Raw genomic sequence first — 16929 nt, forward strand, 5'->3', positions numbered from 1 at the left:
TGAAATTAATTTTGATAAGTTGTATTTGAGATACTTTGTTCTTTTATTAAAGGTATATTTAAGATATTTGCTAAATTTTTTTGTTCACTTTCTAAGTTTGATATTATTTGTGATACTTGATTTTGTGTAATAAAATCATATATTTCACGAAATTCTGAATCCGGTACATTGTCTCTTAAAGCTTCTCTTATTGACCTGCTACTACAATTCCCTAAAGTTTGTCCGGTAACTGTTCTTCTTGAATCAGCTGTTGGATTAATCAATTGCTCCGATTTGAATCTGTTGATTTCGTTATTATGAGCTTTTATTGCTTCTATTTCATTTATAGATAATATAGAAAATATATTATCTTTTATTTCTTTATCTGTTTGATTTTTGAGTGCATATTTAATTGAGCTGAATTTTGCTTTACTTCTTGCTTCTATTGTTTCATTTATTTTAGAGAATTGATCTTTTGGTGTTTGATTTAGCTTTGAATTATCTGCTCTTACCCCAGCACCGGCATTATATATATATACGATAATTTTTTCCGTTTTCTTTAGAATATTTTATAACATTTGCATGTAATCCTGTATTAGTAGGAGCATTAGAATATGATAAATATGCTTCTCCGGTTTTTTGCAGTTTATCATATATTTCATCTGTAGTTTTTTCTAAAAATTTTTTTAACTGTTCTGCTGGTGGTAATTCAGTTGAGCTAGTTAAATTACGTAAAAAGGATTGCTTATAAATCTCATCTAAGCTATCCATAAAATGGTCTAATTTTTTACCTGTATTTTCGTCAGGATTTAAAGCTTTATACGCTAGCCCTTATAAAATGAACTGAGCCTAAATTATAATCTTTTGTGGATTTATCATAGGTACGGGCATCGTCAAGCATTTCGCAGTACTGAGTTGCTTTTGCTTCATACTCATATTTCCGTATGTTATTTAAGGCTTGAGTGATATTGTCATAATGTTCTTTCAGCTTATTTTGGTTATTCTCTTTTAGAGCAGTATTTGTAAGTTGATTATCATAATTTTCTAAGTTACCGAACTTTCTATCATTATTTATATTCTCAGCTATATTTTTAACTAATTAGTTAAACAGGGATAAAAATAATCATGTATTACGAATAAATAAATGTCAATAATTACTCACCTCAATATATTTACTTTATCTAATTGTTCCCATGTAAAATTTGCGTCTTCTCGGCCGAAATGACCGTAAGAAGCCGTTTTTTGATAACATGGAGTGCGAAGCTTAAGATGTTTAATAAATTCTTCCTGGACGCATATCAAAATACTGTGTTATGAGCTTAGTAATTTGTTCGTTGCTTAATGTGCTAGTACCGCAAGTTTCAGCATAAACAGATACGGGAGCAGCTACGCCTATTGCGTAGGATATTTGTATTTCACAGCGATCGGCAAGTCCTGCTCCTACTATATTCTTAGCAATATAGCGTGCCATGTAAACAGCCGATCTATCTATTTTTGTTGGATCTTTTCCAGAAAAGCAACCGCCGCCGTTTCTTGCCATTCCTTCATAGCTGTCCACGATAATTTCCCTACTGGTTAAACCGCAATCTGCAACGGGACCGCCTATAACAAACCGACTCGTCGGATTAATTAGGTATTTAGTGTCTTGATGAAGTAAATTGCTTGGTAATGCCTGTTTAATAATTTCTTCCATTACTGCTTCAATCAGGTCTTTTTGTTGTATTTCCGGATGATGCTGAGTTGATAAAACTACTGTATCAATGGCAATTTGTTTGTTATTTTCATATCGTAACGTGACTTGAGATTTTGCATCGGGTCTAAGCCAAGACAAGACATTTTGTTTACGTAAATATGCTTGCCTTTTCATTAATAAATGAGCGTAGTAAATTGGTGCGGGCATGAAACTATCCGTTTCATTACAGGCATAACCGAAAACCATACCTTGGTCTCCTGCACCTATTTCATCGTCATTTGCATTGTCAACACCCATAGCTATATCGGGTGATTGTTTAATGATAGCTGAAATTACTGCACAACAGCTACCGTCAAATCCATAATTTGGATTATTATAGCCGATTTCTTGTATCTTGCTACGTACTATTTGCTCAATATCCACATAGGTACTAGGCCGCTCACTAGAACTAGACCGGTTGTTACAAATGTTTCACAGGCAACACGACCGTTAGGGTCTTGTTTTAGAATCTCATCAAGTACCGTATCTGAAATTTGATCGGCAATTTTGTCCGGATGCCCTTCAGCAACTGACTCAGACGTGAATATAAAATTTTTCATACATTACGCTCCTTTTAAAATTCTTCAAATGTTATATTAATATATGATTTTTTATATGCTTATTTTATCAAATATGTATGTTGTATTATATGTTGAAGTTATTTTTCTGGATTCCAGCTTTTGCGGAAATGACAGCAAGTCATGCAATAGCGCCGCCTTTAGCTAGGAATGATACACCTTCAATGAATTTCCATCCAGTTATTACCTGCTCTAATTTCGGTTATAATCGGTACATCCATATTAGTAGAATTTTCCATGATTGTTTTAATAATAGGTGTTATAATTGCTACTTCATCAATCGGTGCTTCAAATAGTAATTCATCATGAATTTGCAGTACTAATCTTGTTTTAAGTTTACGTTTTTCTATTTCTTGATCTAGATTGATCATAGCAATTTTAATTATATCGGCATTAGTTCCTTGAATCGGAGCATTAATAGCCGCACGTTCTGCGAATTGTTTAAGCTTTTTATCATGAATTAGAGGTACAAAACATTTTCTGCCAAAGCAATTTGTGACATAGCCGTTGCTACTTGCAAAAGCTTTTGTTTGCTCCATATATTCTTGCACTCCTTTATATTCAGCAAAATATTTCTTGATATATTCGGATGCTTCGCCGTTAGTAACGTTTAATTGCTTAGCAAGCCCAAAAGCACTTATACCGTAAATGATACCAAAATTTATAGCTTTTGCTTTACGCCTATGTTCGCTAGTTAGTTTGTGTTTTTGTAAGTTAAAGATCTGACAAGCAGTTAGAGTATGGATATCGTCTTTATTGATAAATGCTTGTTTTAGTGCATCTATATTTGCGATATGGCTTAATATTCTAAGCTCAATTTGAGAATAATCGGCAGATATTAATTTATAACCTTCTTCAGCAATAAAAGCTTGTCTGATTTGATTCCCCTCACTAGAGCGAATAGGTACATTTTGTAGATTAGGTTCCTGTGAGCTAAGTCTTCCTGTAGTGGTAGAAGTTTGTAAAAATGTCGTATGTACCCTATGTGTTATATTATCTATCTGTTTCGGCAAACTATCGGTGTAGGTATTCTTTAATTTTGTCAGTTGCCGCCATCTTAATAACAAATCTGCAATATTATATCCATGCTCACTAAGTTTTTCTAGTATTTCCGCTCCCGTTGAGTAAGAGCCTGCTTTAGCTGAAGCTTTACCGAAAGGTAATTGCATTTTTTCGAACAAGATTTCTCCTAATTGTTTGGGCGAACCAATATTAAATTTAGTTCCGCTAAGAGCAAAAATTTCTTCTTCAAGTTTTAGAATTTCTGTTCCAAATTCAGCGGATAATTGTTTTAGGTAATTAGCATCTACTGTAATACCCACTTTCTCCATTTTATCTAAAATAAAACAAATAGGTAAATCAATGTTGCTATAAAGTCTAAAGGTTTTGTTGTCTTTAAGCTCCAATATAGTTTGCTTATAAAGTGCGATAAAGTTTATTACTATTTTTGCTGATTCGATAATTATATTTTCTATCCAAGTTTCTTTCAAAACTTCTTTAAATAAATTTTTCTGTGATAAACCGGCAGATAACGCATACTGCATTAATTCTAAATCTTCTATAGCCGTAATGTCATGAGATTGGTTTGCATAAAATTTAAGTAGAGGTTTAAGAGAGTAAGTAATTTTTTTTATGGATTTATCGATTAGTAAATTGAATATTATATCCGAAAACCAGTTGTTATTAGTTTTAGTATTATAAGAAAATAGATCATGAGAAGTATTTGAAATTTTAATAATATAGCTTTGGTTTTGCAGTGATAAAATAAAAGCAAGATTAGCTCCTTTATGCTGTAATAAATATATCCCGAATATTCCTATTTTCGTGGCTTCTTTAGCAAAGTCTGCTAACTCATTAGCATTATTAATTTCTTTTATTTCTGTTACTTTATTATCTGCTATCTCTTTGTGATCATTAATTTTAATATCCAATAAATTTTCTACTCTTGTATATAAAGATCTAAAACCGTATTCCTGTAAAAATCCTGTTAATTTATCGCTATTTGGAGGTGACCATTCTAAATTATTTAGCTGAAAATCTAAATCAACATTAGAATTAAGCCCTATTAACTGCCATGAAATTAACGCCGCTTCTCTTGAATTTTGTAAAGTTTCACGTTGTTTTACGCTTGAGACTTGGTCTAAAGAGTTAAATATATTTTCTACAGAACCAAATTGCGTTATAAGACTACTTGCAGTTTTTGGTCCAATAGATGGCACACCCGGAATATTATCCGATCTATCGCCGATTAAAGCCATTACTTCACGTAATTTATCAGAAGTAGTGCCAAATTTTTTAACCACATCATCTTCCGTAATATATTTCCCTTTTAACGGATCATATATCTTGATGTTTTCAGTCATTAACTGCAATAAATCTTTATCGGAAGAGATAATGACTACATGTTCGCCAAGTGCAGCAGTTTTAGTAGCAAAGGTTGCGATAATGTCATCGGCTTCATAACCGTTCTTCTCTAGAATAGGAAAATTTAAGTTACTTGCAACATCACGAACTAAAGGTAATTGTACAATTAAATCTTCAGGGGGTGGAGGGCGGTTAGCTTTATAGTCGGGATAAATCTGATGGCGAAAATTTTGCCCGCCGCTATCAAATACTACAGCGACATGTTTAGGCTTAAAGTCGCTCAGTAATTTTAGCAGCATTGAAGTAAAACCGTAAAGAGCACCGACAGGCTCGCCTTTTGGTGAAGTTAAAGGCTGTTGTGCATAATAGGCTCTAAAAACAAATCCGTATCCATCTATGAGCAATAAGGTATTTTTTTGAGTCATTTTATGATTTTATTTTTAATTAGATCGTCATTGCGAGGAAATTGCATAGCAATTGACGAAGCAATCTCAGGAGTTTATTATTACTTCATGAGATTGCCGTGCAGCCTACGGCTGCTCGCAATGATGACTCAATATTCATGCGGGCAATGACGTAGCAAAACCTCACAACCCCAATAGATTTCTAGCAAAATCATGTTGGTTAAATATTTTTAAGTCCTCTATCTTCTCGCCTATACCGATAAAGTATAAGGGTAAATTAAATTTTTGTACTACTCCGACAATGACGCCCGCTTTAGCACTGCCGTCTAGTTTAGTCACGATAAGCCCCGTCAAATTAGTAGCATCATTAAAATGTTCTACTTGGTTATAAGTATTTTGTCCGGTAATAGCATCAACGACTAAAACGCTATGAGTGGGGGCATTCTCGTCTAGTTTTTTTATAACTTTTACAATCTTAGACAGTTCATCCATCAAATTTTTCTTATTATGAAGCCTACCTGCTGTATCAATAAAAAGTATATCGATATTTTGTTTTATCGATTCTTCCATCCCGCGATAAGCAACACTCGCAGGGTCAGCCGATTCTTCACCGGTAATAAGTAGTGCATTTGCTCTATCTGCCCAAGTACTTAGCTGATTTACGGCAGCTGCTCTAAAAGTATCGCAGGCTGCAACTGCTACTTTTTTCCCTTGTGCTGAGTACATTGCAGCAAGCTTACCTATAGTCGTGGTTTTACCTGCTCCGTTAACACCGCAAACTAAAATTACGTTTAATTTATTTTCGCTTAAAGTAAAAGGAATTTCTGATTTTGATAGCTGCTGCTCTATTAATTTAGCAAGGGCTTCTTTTACTGTATCACTATCTATTTCTTTGTCAAATTTTACCTTTTTAAACTCTTCAATAATATTAGTTACTACCAAAACACTCATATCACTTGAGATAAGTAGCTCTTCTAGCTCTTCTAGAGTTTCTGCATCTAATTTTTTCTTGTAAAATATTTTGTCGATACCTTCCGATATTTTATTAGAAGTTTTAGATAAACTTTGTTTTAATTTACTAAATATCGAAATCATATTAGATAGTTTTTTGTTTTATGGGTGTTGGTGTTACGCCTGCGTGAGTATCAAATCGTCATTGCAAGGAAATTACGTAAGTAATTGACGAAGCAATCTCAGGAGTTTGTTGTTATTGCATGAGATTGCCACACAGCCTATGGCTCGCAATGACGATTAGGTATCTACACAGATAAGCCATCTTGCAATTATGATTAAGGTACTTATCTCTTTTTCTTATTTTTGCTTTTGTTTTTATTTCCGTCAGTGGTTTTATTGAATCTACCTAAATTTTTAACAAATTTTTGTAGTCCGTTAAGTTCCGTTCCATATGTCCTAGTATATTCATGGACTATTTCTATATCTTGTCTATGAGAATCATCTATTACTACTACTTCCTGCATAAAATTACTAGCATCAAACGTAATTTTTACTATCTTCTGCTTTTCAACTTTTGGATTAAGCCAAGCTCTTTGAGACATAACTCTTTCAACATAATACCAGGTATTTTGGGAATATTCCGGTACTATAGTAGGCGTACCTATTAACCCTACGATTTCTGTTTTATTTAGTTTTTTAGACTCTAATTTTACAAGTTCCGAATCATCTATGGATTGCCCTCTATTTTCGATAGTTTTGCAGCCGCTTAAGGAAAAAAAGGCTAATATACTAAAAATGTATGTTATAACAATTTTCATAAGTTTAATTTTATCTAGATTTTATTACAAGATTATAATATACTGCTTCACTAATTTGACAAATACTTTTTAATTTATATTTAGAGAGGCTAATAATGGCAGTTCCAAAGAAAAAAACATCAAAATCAAGACGTAACATGAGACGTTCACACTTAGCACTTGGCAAAGTTAACGTAATAGTTGATTCGCAAACCGGTGAATATAAGCTTCCTCATCACGTTTCTTTAGTCGACGGTACTTATAATAATCGTCCAGTAGTAACAAAGAAAATTAAAACTGAAGAAGTAGCCTAAAAGATTTATGACCTGTAAAATTATTGGTTGCGGCGGGTATCTTCCTTCAAAAATAGTTAGTAATGACGAGCTTGCAAAATTCGTAGATACTAACGATGAATGGATTAGAACAAGAACAGGTATTACGCAGCGTCATATAGCAGGTGATACAGAATATACTTCCCACCTTGCTTTAAAATCAGCTGAAAAAGCTATAGCAGATGCAGGGATATCGGTAAATGATATTGATTTAATTATTACATGTACTACTACTCCCGATAATAGCTTCCCTTCGGTTGCCTCTAAGCTTCAAGGTTATCTTGGTTTAACTAATATACCGTCTTTTGATTTACAAGCAGTATGTGCCGGCTTTGTTTATGGTTTACAAGTAGCAAATTCTCTTATCTCATCAGATAAATATAAAACTATTTTGCTTATAGGAGCCGAGAAAATGACGTCGTTATTAGATTGGAATGATAGGACTACTTGCGTTTTATTCGGTGATGGGGCCGGTAGCGTAATATTACAGCGTAGTAGTGATGATTCCGGTTTAATAGATAGTAATATCTTCTCAAGCGGGGCTGATTATGAAATATTATACACAAACGGTGGTGTAAGTATGAACGGTATTGGTGGCAAAATAGTTATGCAGGGGCAAAAATTATTTCGTCATGCAATAGAAAAAATGCAACAATCTATAAAAGATTTACTGCATGCTAATCAATTCAGTGTAAGCGATATTGATTATTTTATACCTCATCAAGCAAATATCCGTATTATAAATAAACTCGCTGAATTATTAAATATAGAAGAGCATAAAGTAGTGAAAATCGTAGACAAACATGCTAACTGCTCTGCTGCTTCTATTCCGCTTGCTTTGAGTACTCTCAAAGCATCAGGCAAAATAAAAAAAGGTGATATTCTACTATTTTCAGCTATCGGTGCAGGTCTTACTTGGGGTAGTGCATTCATTAGATGGTGAATATACTAGTTTTATTAGACATCTTCGGAAACTCTACTGCTAGAGGTAATTTGTACGTTGATCCTGTACTCAAATCCTCACGTACCTCTATGTACGCTGCGGTTCTGCGTGCCGTATCTCCTTCAAATTCCTCTCTATAAGCGAGTTTCTGAAGATGTCTATTTGAAAAATTGGCAACGCTACTTATTTGCTTATAATCCTCACATATTATATATACGCTGCGGTTATAAGCTTCAAAATCGATTCCTCTTTTCCCCATTAAACTGCATCTATCTATTGATCCAAAGTATATACTTGTATTATAAAAATGATATTTTTACCACATTATATACATGAGTAATTGCATTTTATAATATTTTAGCCTTTAAACTAATAAAATAATGATATATACTAACTCACATAGCTTTTGGTTAGTTTAGTTTTATGGCTAGCTAAAATGAATTCAATATTAATAAATTATAATCTCAAGGAGTTTAATTATGAAAACAAAAATTACATTAGCTTTTCTTGCATTATGTGTGCTTGCAGGGTGTACTACAACAAAAAGAGCACCACAATTTGACGGTAATATGAACCAAGGTGAAGAAACTTCATTAATGAAAGATTTCGAGAAGCATGCAGGAAATGCGGTATGGTTTGCTTTTGATAGCTCTGCTTTATCACCAAAGGCTAAAGAAGAACTAGAGAGACAAGCTTGCTGGTTATCAAAGCATCCTGAAGTAAAAGTTACTGTTGAAGGACATTGCGATGAAAGAGGTACCAAAGAATATAATTTAGGTTTAGGTGAAAGAAGAGCAGCAGCAGCGAAAAAATTCTTAGCTCATAAAGGAATCGATCATAACAGATTAAATACAATCTCTTATGGTAAAGATAGACCTGCTATGATGGGTAATACTGAAGAAGCTTTTGCTTATAATCGTAGAGCTGTAACAGTTGTACACCACTAAAATTGCCGAATTTACTAATTATAGTATCCTAAAAGGTCGAGTTTACTACTCGGCCTTTTTTTATTTGATGTTATTATTGCGAAAGCGTTGATGTGTGGATACCAAATCTTCATTACAAGCCATAGGCTGCGTGGCAATCTCATGAAAGCACAACAAACTCCTGAGATTGCTTCGTCAATTACTTTGTAATTTCCTCGCAATGACGAAAAAACTGAACCATATTGCCCTGTTTTTTAGGCGATACCTCAAAAATATAAAAATTTTACTAGACTTAATTGCATAATAATTATATAAGTTTCAAATGAAAAGGGGCTGTAGCTCAGTTGGTTAGAGCACGCCGCTCATAACGGTGTGGTCGTAGGTTCAAGTCCTACCAGCCCCACCACACAAATGCTTATTTAAATTCGCATGAATTTATAATGATTAATCTAAAAACACTTTCTTGGTATCTTACTAAATTATATTCTAAGTGTTTTTTTATTATATTATTTCTTTTAATCGGGCTATTAATTATCTCAAATGTTTTTGATCTTTTACAAAAATTCAAAAATATTTATGTTCCTTTTAGTTTTTTTTGGAGACTTATCTTATATAAGATTCCTTATTTACTAGGTCAAGTATCTTCGTTAATTAGTTTTACCGCTATGTTATTTTTTCTTAGAAATCTAACAAAAAATAATGAATTAACGGCTATGTTATCTAGCGGTATTCATATTTGGCAAGTGCTTGTTATTCCATGTATTGTAACTTTAATGTTAGGTATAGTTTTTACGACTATATTGAATCCTATCGGTACTATAGGCTTACAAAAATATGAGTTATTAGAAGCAAAACTAACTAAAAAAGCCTTGAGTGAGGGTATAATATCTAAATCAGGCTTATTATTTTTTGAATCTTTAAATGATGAAACTCAAATTATCCAAACACAATTTATTAATGTTGCCGAGAAAAAATTAAATAATATTACAATTTTATTTGTTGATCATAATAATTCTTTTTTAAAGAGAATTGATGCATTATACGGTATTATTGAAAATAAAATGTTACATTTAAATAGAGTTAAGGTTTTCACAAAAGAGGAAACTAAGGCTTACAATAATTTAACTATGCAGACAAATTTATCAATTAATAGTTTAGTAAATAAATTTATTCGTCCCGAAATGGTTTCTATTTGGGCTTTACCTAAATTAATTAATGAATTATTAAATTCAGGTTTACCGGCTATTAATTATCAAATTTATTATTACAAGCAATTATTTAAGCCTATAATGATGATGGCAACCGTAATTTTAGCAAGTTGTTTTATTAGTCTTAAACAGCGTGATAATTCCCAAGAAAAAATACTGCTATTAGGTTTATTTTCAGGTTTTATAGCATATTCGTTATCAGAAATATTATTAAAAATACTTACTTATAATAATTTGTCTTTAATTGCTGCTATTTTATTACCTAGTATGCTAATATTTTTTATTAGTAACTTTATTATGTTACATTATAAAGAAATTTAATATAGACGAGGTTTAATTTGAAAAATTGGCATCATCGCTTCTCATTGTTGATCCTCACGTAGTATTCTACGCTGCGGTCAAAAATTCCGAGGCTTCTCGCTCTTTTCCAAATTAAACCTCGTCTATATTAATTTTATTTACTATGGGACTGTTTATTTTGTTAACTATTCTATAGAAGTGTTTTTAGAATTTAGAGAGAAAAAATAAAATGATAATGAAATTTTTGGAAGGGTTTTCTTCCGGTATGGCAATAGATCTTGGTACGGCAAATACTATTGTCTATAAAAAAAATTGTGGAATTGTTCTAAGGGAACCTTCTGTTATTGCATTAATAAAAAAAGACGGTGCTTTTGTGCCTTATGCTTATGGTCATGAAGCAAAAATGATGCTTGGGCGTACTCCTACGGATATTGAAGCAAAAAGACCTTTAAAAGATGGTGTTATTGCCGATTTTAAGGGTGCAGAGGAAATGATAAAGTATTTTATTAGAATGGTACATAATCGTCGCTCTTTTTTTGGGCCGACAATTGTTATTTGTGTGCCTTCCGGTTCTACGCCGGTTGAGCGTCGTGCTATCCAAGAAGCAGCAGAAAGTGCAGGGGGTAGGGATGTCTATTTAATTGAAGAACCTATGGCGGCAGCGATCGGAGCAGGGCTACCAGTAACGGAAGCAACCGGTTCGATGATTGTTGATATTGGAGGAGGCACTACCGAAGTTGCAGTTTTGTCACTAGGGGGTATAGTATATGCAAGGTCGGTAAGAGTCGGCGGTGATAAGATGGATGAAGCTATTATCTCATATATAAGAAGGCACTATAACCTATTGATAGGTGAGGCTACTGCCGAAAAGATAAAGCAAGAAATAGGTACGGCTTATGTAGATGAAAATGCTGAGCCGAGAAAGATGGAAATTAAAGGACGTGATTTAATTTACGGTATTCCTAAAGAAATGATATTGAACGAAAGACAAATTGCTGATAGTCTAATTGAACCGGTAAGTCAAATTGTTGAAGCGGTCAAAGTAGCCTTAGAAGCAACACCTCCTGAATTATCTTCAGATATAGTTGATAAGGGAATTGTTTTAACAGGCGGCGGCTCATTATTACGAAATCTTGATTTTGTTCTTAGTGAAGCCACTAAATTGCCAGTAATAGTTGCAGATGATGCCCTCTCTTGTGTTGCACTTGGAACAGGAAAAGTACTTGAAGATTTTACAAAGCTAAAACATGTACTATTTAAACAGGATTAAAAATGGCAATACTTGCAAATAGAGTAAAAAATTCTTCAAATTCATTAGAATTAATAAGCATAATATCAAATACTCTTAAGCGTTTTTTTGTTATATTTGGGCTTGGATTGTCTGTATATTTATTTTTTAATACACCTAAAAAAATATCTAGTATATCACTTGAAGTAACCGGTAGTATAGTATCAACCGGTTTAGCAGTGTATGAAGATATATTTGAATATATAAATTCAATAACACAAAAATTTGTTTATTTTCAAGATTTAGAACGAAAAAATATAGAACTTAAACTTGAGATAGCAAGATTACAACATTTACAAAGTGAAGTAGAATTGGTAAGAGCCGAAAACATTGCATTAAAAGATTTGTTAACGATTGCTGAGGAAGAAGAATTTGAATATATTACTACTAAATTACTGAGTGTTTCCTTTAATCCCTTTTCTAGAACTGCTTTGATTTCTGCAGGTAAAAAGCAAGGCATTGAACCTGATCAAATCGTTGTTAATTCAGGCAAATTAGTAGGAAAAGTAATAGAAGTGAGTAATAATTATGCTAAAGTAATGTTAATTAGCGATGTTAATTCTAGAATACCTATTAAGGCTAATTCTTCAAGAGAACAAGGTATTTTAGCAGGTAATAATAATAATAGTAAAATTTTATACTTGCCTAACAATCATTTAGTACAGAAAGATGAGGAGATAGTAACCTCTGGATACGGTAATATTTATCCTGCAGGTATTTTAGTGGGCTATGTGTCTAAAGTGACGGAACATGATGTTATGGTAAACGTAGCAGCTGATCTATCTAAAACGGAATTTGTACAAGTATTATTGCCTAAGGAGTAATTTCTGTTTTTTTTGTACTCTATGTCATTACCGCGTAGGCATTGTTGCATGGACCGGTACAATCCCATGTGTGTCACCCTGTGGCTTGACCACGGGGGCCAAACAACAATAAAAAATACTAGTAACAAAGCTTTTCCGTGTAGGTGGGAATTCAGCAAAATAACTTTAATATTGCTACAGAAGTTATATATTTGATAAAATAACCATATAAAAACTTGTTTTTATATGGTTTTACTAGATTTTTGCCTACGCGGGAATGACATTGAGTAGGCTTTTCGATCCATGTAACAAGGCTGGTAATACTCGACACACTTTGTATATATCTATCCTTTATTTATTCAGAGGTTATTAATATGGCACTTGCTACTAAAGTAAAAGAATTTTTAGAAGAAAAATTAAAACAAGAAAAGATAGATCGTAAATATCTTGCCGAAGTCACTAATATCCCTTATACGACTATTAGCAGAATTATGAGAGCGGAAGCTAATCGTGAATTCAACCCTGAAATAGATACTATTTTAAAAATAGCAAAATATTTTAATTGTACTATGGATGAGGTAATAAAAAGAAAAGTACAGAATAATTCATAAAGCTTGATACAAGCGAATTTTGCATGACTCGCCTGTACTCACGTAGTTTACCTACTGCTTTCGCAGGCGCGCATTTAAATTCATCTTGTCTAAATCTTTCTGAAATATGCTGTACCTACGAAATAAAACATAAAATATGACAACAAAAAATAAAAGAGTTCTTCAGAAATGCGCTTATAGAGAGGAATTTAAAGGAGACATGGAACGTAGTACCGCAGCGACGTCTAAATTACCTCTAGAAGTAGAGCTTTCGAGGAACTCTAAAGGACTGATTATAATTTTATCTTCCCCTTCAGGTACAGGTAAGTCGAGTTTAGCTAAAGCATTATTGAAAATAGATAATAATTTGCGTTTATCTATTTCTGCAACTACAAGAAAACCACGTTTAGGAGAAGTAGAGGGCATAAACTATTACTTTAAGACCGGTCTAGAGTTTGAAGAATTAGTTAAGCAGAATAAATTCCTTGAATATGCTAAAATATACGATAATTATTACGGTACGCCTAAAGAATATGTCGAAATGTTATTAAATCAAGGCTTGGATGTTTTGTTTGATATTGATTGGCAAGGAGCAAGGAGTATTAAGAAAAATGCTACTAATGTTGTTGCTATATTTGTATTGCCTCCTAATATTGAAGTATTGGAACAACGCTTAAGAAATAGAGCGACCGATAATGAAGAAGCAATAAAATTACGTATGCAGTCGGCACAAAACGAAATATCACATGCTAATGAGTATGATTATGTAGTGACTAACGATGACTTTGACCGGACGCTTAAAAAAATACATGCGATTATAGTTGCAGAACGAGACAAAGCGTTTTGACTTTGTCGTTGTTTCTTTCTATACTGAGAATTAGAAGTTATGTTTCTAATTTTCATGGTACTAATTTCAATGCTTAGAAAACAATTCCTTTCATCAATAATAAAACATTTTAAAACTCATAAAGTTTGTGCCTTGTTAGGACCAAGGCAGTGCGGAAAAACTACACTTTCTAAACAATTCGTAGAAGCTTATAATATTCCTAAAATCAATATTTTTGATCTTGAAAATCCTTTAGATTTAGCAAGATTAAATGAACCGATGCTTGCTTTGTCTGATCTAAAAGGATCTGTTATTATTTGAAATTCAGTATAAACCGAATCTATTCCCTATTTTAAGAGTTCTTGTTGATAAAACTGATATTAAATTTTTAGTACTAGGCAGTGCATCAAGAGACTTAATTAAACAAGGTTCTGAAACACTAGCAGGTAGAATAGGTTATATTGAAATGACACCGTTTACCTTATCTGAAGTGTCAGGTACTCAGCAATTATGGATACGCGGCGGATTTCCTTTATCATATCTTGCAGATGATGAAGAGTTAAGTGCTTTATGGCGTCAGAATTACATTAAAACATTTTTAGAAAGAGATATACCAAATTTAGGTTTTACAATTCCGTATATGCAGTTACGTAGGTTTTGGTTAATGCTTTGCCATTATCACGCTAATATATTGAATGCTTCAGAACTTGGAAATTCTTTATCTATCTCATATCATACCGCAAAGCATTATTTAGATATTTTAGAGGGAACTTTTATGATCCGTATTTTGCAGCCTTTGTATGAAAACCTTAAAAAAAGACAAGTTAAGACTCCAAAAATCTTTTTTAGAGATAGTGGAATATATCACGCTTTATTAGGCTTAAATAATTATGAAGCTTTAAGCACTCATCCTAAAATGGGTGCATCATGGGAAGGATTTGCCTTAGAACAAATTATTAGATATTATAAAGCCGAACCCGAAGAATGTTATTTTTGGTCATCTCATAATGGAGCGGAAATAGATCTTTTAATTTTTAAAAATGGAAAACGTTTGGGGTTTGAAATTAAATATACAAATACACCGAGTATTACAAAATCAATGCGAATATCTTTAGAAGATTTAAAACTTGATCAAATTAATGTAATATTTCCAGGTGAGATTAGCTTTAAATTGTCAGAAAAAATACAGGCAATAGGTCTTTCGAGCTTAATTCAAAATGATACAAAAGCTGCAACTATATAGTTACAGCTTTTAGAATGTTATATTATTTCACATCCGCATTTAGAAGTTTTACCGGCAAGTTTGATATCTTTGGAAGCATTATCCACACAATTACCTAAATCTTGATTATATTGGTGGATTTGACTACTCGCTTGCATAGCTTCTTTAAACATTGCGTCATGTTTTTGCTGTTGCTCTTCAAATTGTACTTTTGCAGCTTCTAAAGCTGCTTTTTTTTGTTCAGGAGTTAAATTTTTAAATTTAGACATATAATTACTAATTTAGTTAAATTCCTCTCGTTTTATTATTTGTAACTTTAATATTAGGAGTACGAGCAGGAAATAAACTCCTAGTATTAGTATCTTTTACTTGTGTTTGTCCTCTGATTTTATTAGCTAAAGATTTAGTTTTATCCACGTTAATTTTATTTATTACTTTATTATGATGATCTATATCCTTTATAACGCCGTCTGTCTTAATTGCTTTATGCTGATTTTTTAGAACTATATATTTTTCATATGCATCTAAATATTTTTCTGGTTCTTTTTTATAACGCTCTTTAATATTACTTCCTAATTTCTTTATTTTATCTTTATTTATGTTGTGTTCTTTTTCATGTTTAATAATTTCTTGATCTAATATTTTTTTACTATTTTCAATCTTCTCTACATGTGCCTTATGTATTTTTAACATTTCTTGGTGAAATTCTAATTCTCCTTTTAATTCTTTAACTTTTTGGGGTGCTAAGCCTTTTTCTTGTAATTGTTGTGATAAATTCGTTATTGTTTTATTTAATTCATTTAATTCTGTATGTGCTTGTTTGTGTTCTTCAGTTATTTTTTTATAGTTTTTATGTAATACTTTATACGCTTGATTTAGTTTAAATATTTCTTCATGAGTTAATATTTCACGATTTAACTCTTCATGATCAATAATGTTTTCCTTTTCCAGTTTATTTATTATCTTATCTAAACGTTTATTACTTTCTTCAATTCTTTTAGTATCTTTAGTAATATTTTTTATAAATTCATTATGCAAATTATTTGTAGAAGTCAAGATTTGATCTTACAGACACTATAAATTTTGTACTTGATTGTCAGTTAAGTTTTGACTGTCAGATATGTAATCAAGATACAAGATTTCATTATTCTTTTCAACAGCTAATTTCTTACTATCCTTAAAAGTTTGCATAGGAGTTTTTCCATAACAATATTTACCGGAATGAGGTCTTTCATTATTAAAATGCTCTAACCAAATATCAAGATCTAATTGTAGATCATCAAGATCTGTATAAATCTTTTTCCGCATTGCTGTATCAAAGAATTCTTGTTTCATGGTTTTATTAAAACGCTCACACATACCGTTTGTTTGTGGAGAATATGCCTTAGTTGTAGTATGTTCTATACCTTCTATGCTAAGAAATAACTCAAAAGCATGATGCTCTATATTCCCCTTATATTCTGACCCACGGTCTGTAAGAATACGAAGTATTGGTATTCCTTGGGTCTCGTACCATGGTAACACGCGGTCATTCAGCATATCAGCAGCAGTAAGAGCTGTTTTATCAGTATATAGTTTAGCATCTGCTACCCTAGTATAGCTATCAATAAATACCTGAGAATAAACCTTACCGATACCTTTAAAATTACCTACATAGTATGTATCCTGACATCCTAGATAACC

Annotated in this window: 15 protein-coding genes, 1 tRNA gene and 5 pseudogenes; 10 read left to right on the forward strand and 11 right to left on the reverse strand. The window is 32.3% G+C overall.

Translation table 11 applies throughout. The annotated features are described in order from the left end of the window. Window positions 1–5: 5 nt before the first annotated feature. From RAT170B_RS04880 to RAT170B_RS04910, 7 genes and pseudogenes are all read right to left on the reverse strand, one after another. Window positions 6–263, reverse strand: a complete 258-nt coding sequence (locus RAT170B_RS04880) for a hypothetical protein (RefSeq protein ID WP_014014792.1) — start codon at window positions 261–263, stop codon at window positions 6–8. Between the two features lie 224 nt (window positions 264–487). Beyond that, window positions 488–750 (reverse strand): annotated as a pseudogene (locus tag RAT170B_RS04885) (hypothetical protein). A 46-nt stretch (window positions 751–796) separates the two neighbouring features. Next, entirely contained in the window at window positions 797–1066 is a 270-nt protein-coding gene (locus tag RAT170B_RS08840; protein ID WP_082068668.1) for a hypothetical protein, read from the reverse strand. Window positions 1067–1137: 71 nt separating this feature from the next. Continuing rightward, a pseudogene (metK, locus tag RAT170B_RS09835) lies at window positions 1138–2271 on the reverse strand (methionine adenosyltransferase). A gap of 179 nt (window positions 2272–2450) precedes the next feature. Next, window positions 2451–5078, reverse strand: a complete 2628-nt coding sequence (polA, locus tag RAT170B_RS04900; RefSeq protein WP_045805745.1) for a DNA polymerase I — start codon at window positions 5076–5078, stop codon at window positions 2451–2453. Window positions 5079–5240: 162 nt separating this feature from the next. Then, complete coding sequence (gene ftsY / locus RAT170B_RS04905) at window positions 5241–6152, reverse strand: signal recognition particle-docking protein FtsY (protein ID WP_014014789.1); 912 nt, start codon at window positions 6150–6152, stop codon at window positions 5241–5243. Between the two features lie 203 nt (window positions 6153–6355). Next, window positions 6356–6829: an outer membrane protein assembly factor BamE gene (locus RAT170B_RS04910; RefSeq protein ID WP_045805746.1), complete on the reverse strand. Its 474-nt coding sequence runs from the start codon at window positions 6827–6829 to the stop codon at window positions 6356–6358. 95 nt (window positions 6830–6924) lie between these two features. Between RAT170B_RS04910 and rpmF the strand changes: the two genes are divergently transcribed. Both rpmF and RAT170B_RS04920 read left to right on the forward strand, forming a co-directional pair. After that, complete coding sequence (gene rpmF, locus RAT170B_RS04915; RefSeq protein ID WP_045805747.1) at window positions 6925–7122, forward strand: 50S ribosomal protein L32; 198 nt, start codon at window positions 6925–6927, stop codon at window positions 7120–7122. 7 nt (window positions 7123–7129) lie between these two features. Further along, entirely contained in the window at window positions 7130–8083 is a 954-nt protein-coding gene (locus RAT170B_RS04920; RefSeq protein WP_014014786.1) for a beta-ketoacyl-ACP synthase III, read from the forward strand. Here RAT170B_RS04920 and RAT170B_RS04925 read toward each other — a convergent pair. Further along, window positions 8073–8342 carry a palindromic element RPE1 domain-containing protein gene (locus RAT170B_RS04925; protein WP_045805748.1) on the reverse strand — a complete coding sequence of 90 codons (270 nt, stop codon included), beginning with the start codon at window positions 8340–8342 and terminating at the stop codon, window positions 8073–8075. The two genes, RAT170B_RS04920 and RAT170B_RS04925, sit on opposite strands and share 11 nt — an antisense overlap. Before the next feature lie 220 nt (window positions 8343–8562). Here RAT170B_RS04925 and pal point away from each other — a divergent pair, with 220 nt between their 5' ends. The 8 genes and pseudogenes from pal to RAT170B_RS04965 all read left to right on the forward strand — a co-directional run bounded on the left by pal (window position 8563) and on the right by RAT170B_RS04965 (window position 15267). Beyond that, window positions 8563–9030: a peptidoglycan-associated lipoprotein Pal gene (pal, locus tag RAT170B_RS04930; RefSeq protein WP_014014784.1), complete on the forward strand. Its 468-nt coding sequence runs from the start codon at window positions 8563–8565 to the stop codon at window positions 9028–9030. 308 nt (window positions 9031–9338) lie between these two features. Then, window positions 9339–9415: transfer RNA gene (locus RAT170B_RS04935), tRNA-Ile, on the forward strand. Between the two features lie 34 nt (window positions 9416–9449). Continuing rightward, window positions 9450–10538, forward strand: a complete 1089-nt coding sequence (locus tag RAT170B_RS04940; protein ID WP_010977765.1) for an LptF/LptG family permease — start codon at window positions 9450–9452, stop codon at window positions 10536–10538. Window positions 10539–10746: 208 nt separating this feature from the next. After that, window positions 10747–11787 carry a rod shape-determining protein gene (locus RAT170B_RS04945; RefSeq protein ID WP_045805749.1) on the forward strand — a complete coding sequence of 347 codons (1041 nt, stop codon included), beginning with the start codon at window positions 10747–10749 and terminating at the stop codon, window positions 11785–11787. Window positions 11788–11789: 2 nt separating this feature from the next. Then, window positions 11790–12629, forward strand: coding sequence for a rod shape-determining protein MreC (gene mreC / locus RAT170B_RS04950; RefSeq protein WP_014014783.1), 840 nt, complete (start codon window positions 11790–11792; stop codon window positions 12627–12629). 353 nt (window positions 12630–12982) lie between these two features. Next, a complete protein-coding gene (locus tag RAT170B_RS04955; protein ID WP_014014782.1) occupies window positions 12983–13219 on the forward strand; it encodes a helix-turn-helix domain-containing protein in 237 nt (78 codons plus the stop codon). A 136-nt stretch (window positions 13220–13355) separates the two neighbouring features. After that, on the forward strand, window positions 13356–14045 hold the full coding sequence (gene gmk / locus RAT170B_RS04960; protein WP_014014781.1) for a guanylate kinase: 690 nt from the start codon (window positions 13356–13358) through the stop codon (window positions 14043–14045). A 69-nt stretch (window positions 14046–14114) separates the two neighbouring features. After that, window positions 14115–15267 (forward strand): annotated as a pseudogene (locus RAT170B_RS04965) (ATP-binding protein). Between the two features lie 17 nt (window positions 15268–15284). Here the strand turns inward: RAT170B_RS04965 and RAT170B_RS04970 are convergent. From RAT170B_RS04970 to RAT170B_RS04980, 3 genes and pseudogenes are all read right to left on the reverse strand, one after another. Further along, a complete protein-coding gene (locus RAT170B_RS04970) occupies window positions 15285–15515 on the reverse strand; it encodes a hypothetical protein (protein ID WP_045805750.1) in 231 nt (76 codons plus the stop codon). Between the two features lie 16 nt (window positions 15516–15531). Continuing rightward, window positions 15532–16293, reverse strand: a pseudogene (locus tag RAT170B_RS04975) (hypothetical protein); the annotation flags it as partial. Between the two features lie 27 nt (window positions 16294–16320). Continuing rightward, window positions 16321–16929: pseudogene (locus tag RAT170B_RS04980) on the reverse strand (IS481-like element ISRpe1 family transposase); the annotation flags it as partial.

The sequence above is a fragment of the Rickettsia argasii T170-B genome (assembly GCF_000965185.1).
GTDB classification, from domain to species: domain Bacteria; phylum Pseudomonadota; class Alphaproteobacteria; order Rickettsiales; family Rickettsiaceae; genus Rickettsia; species Rickettsia rickettsii.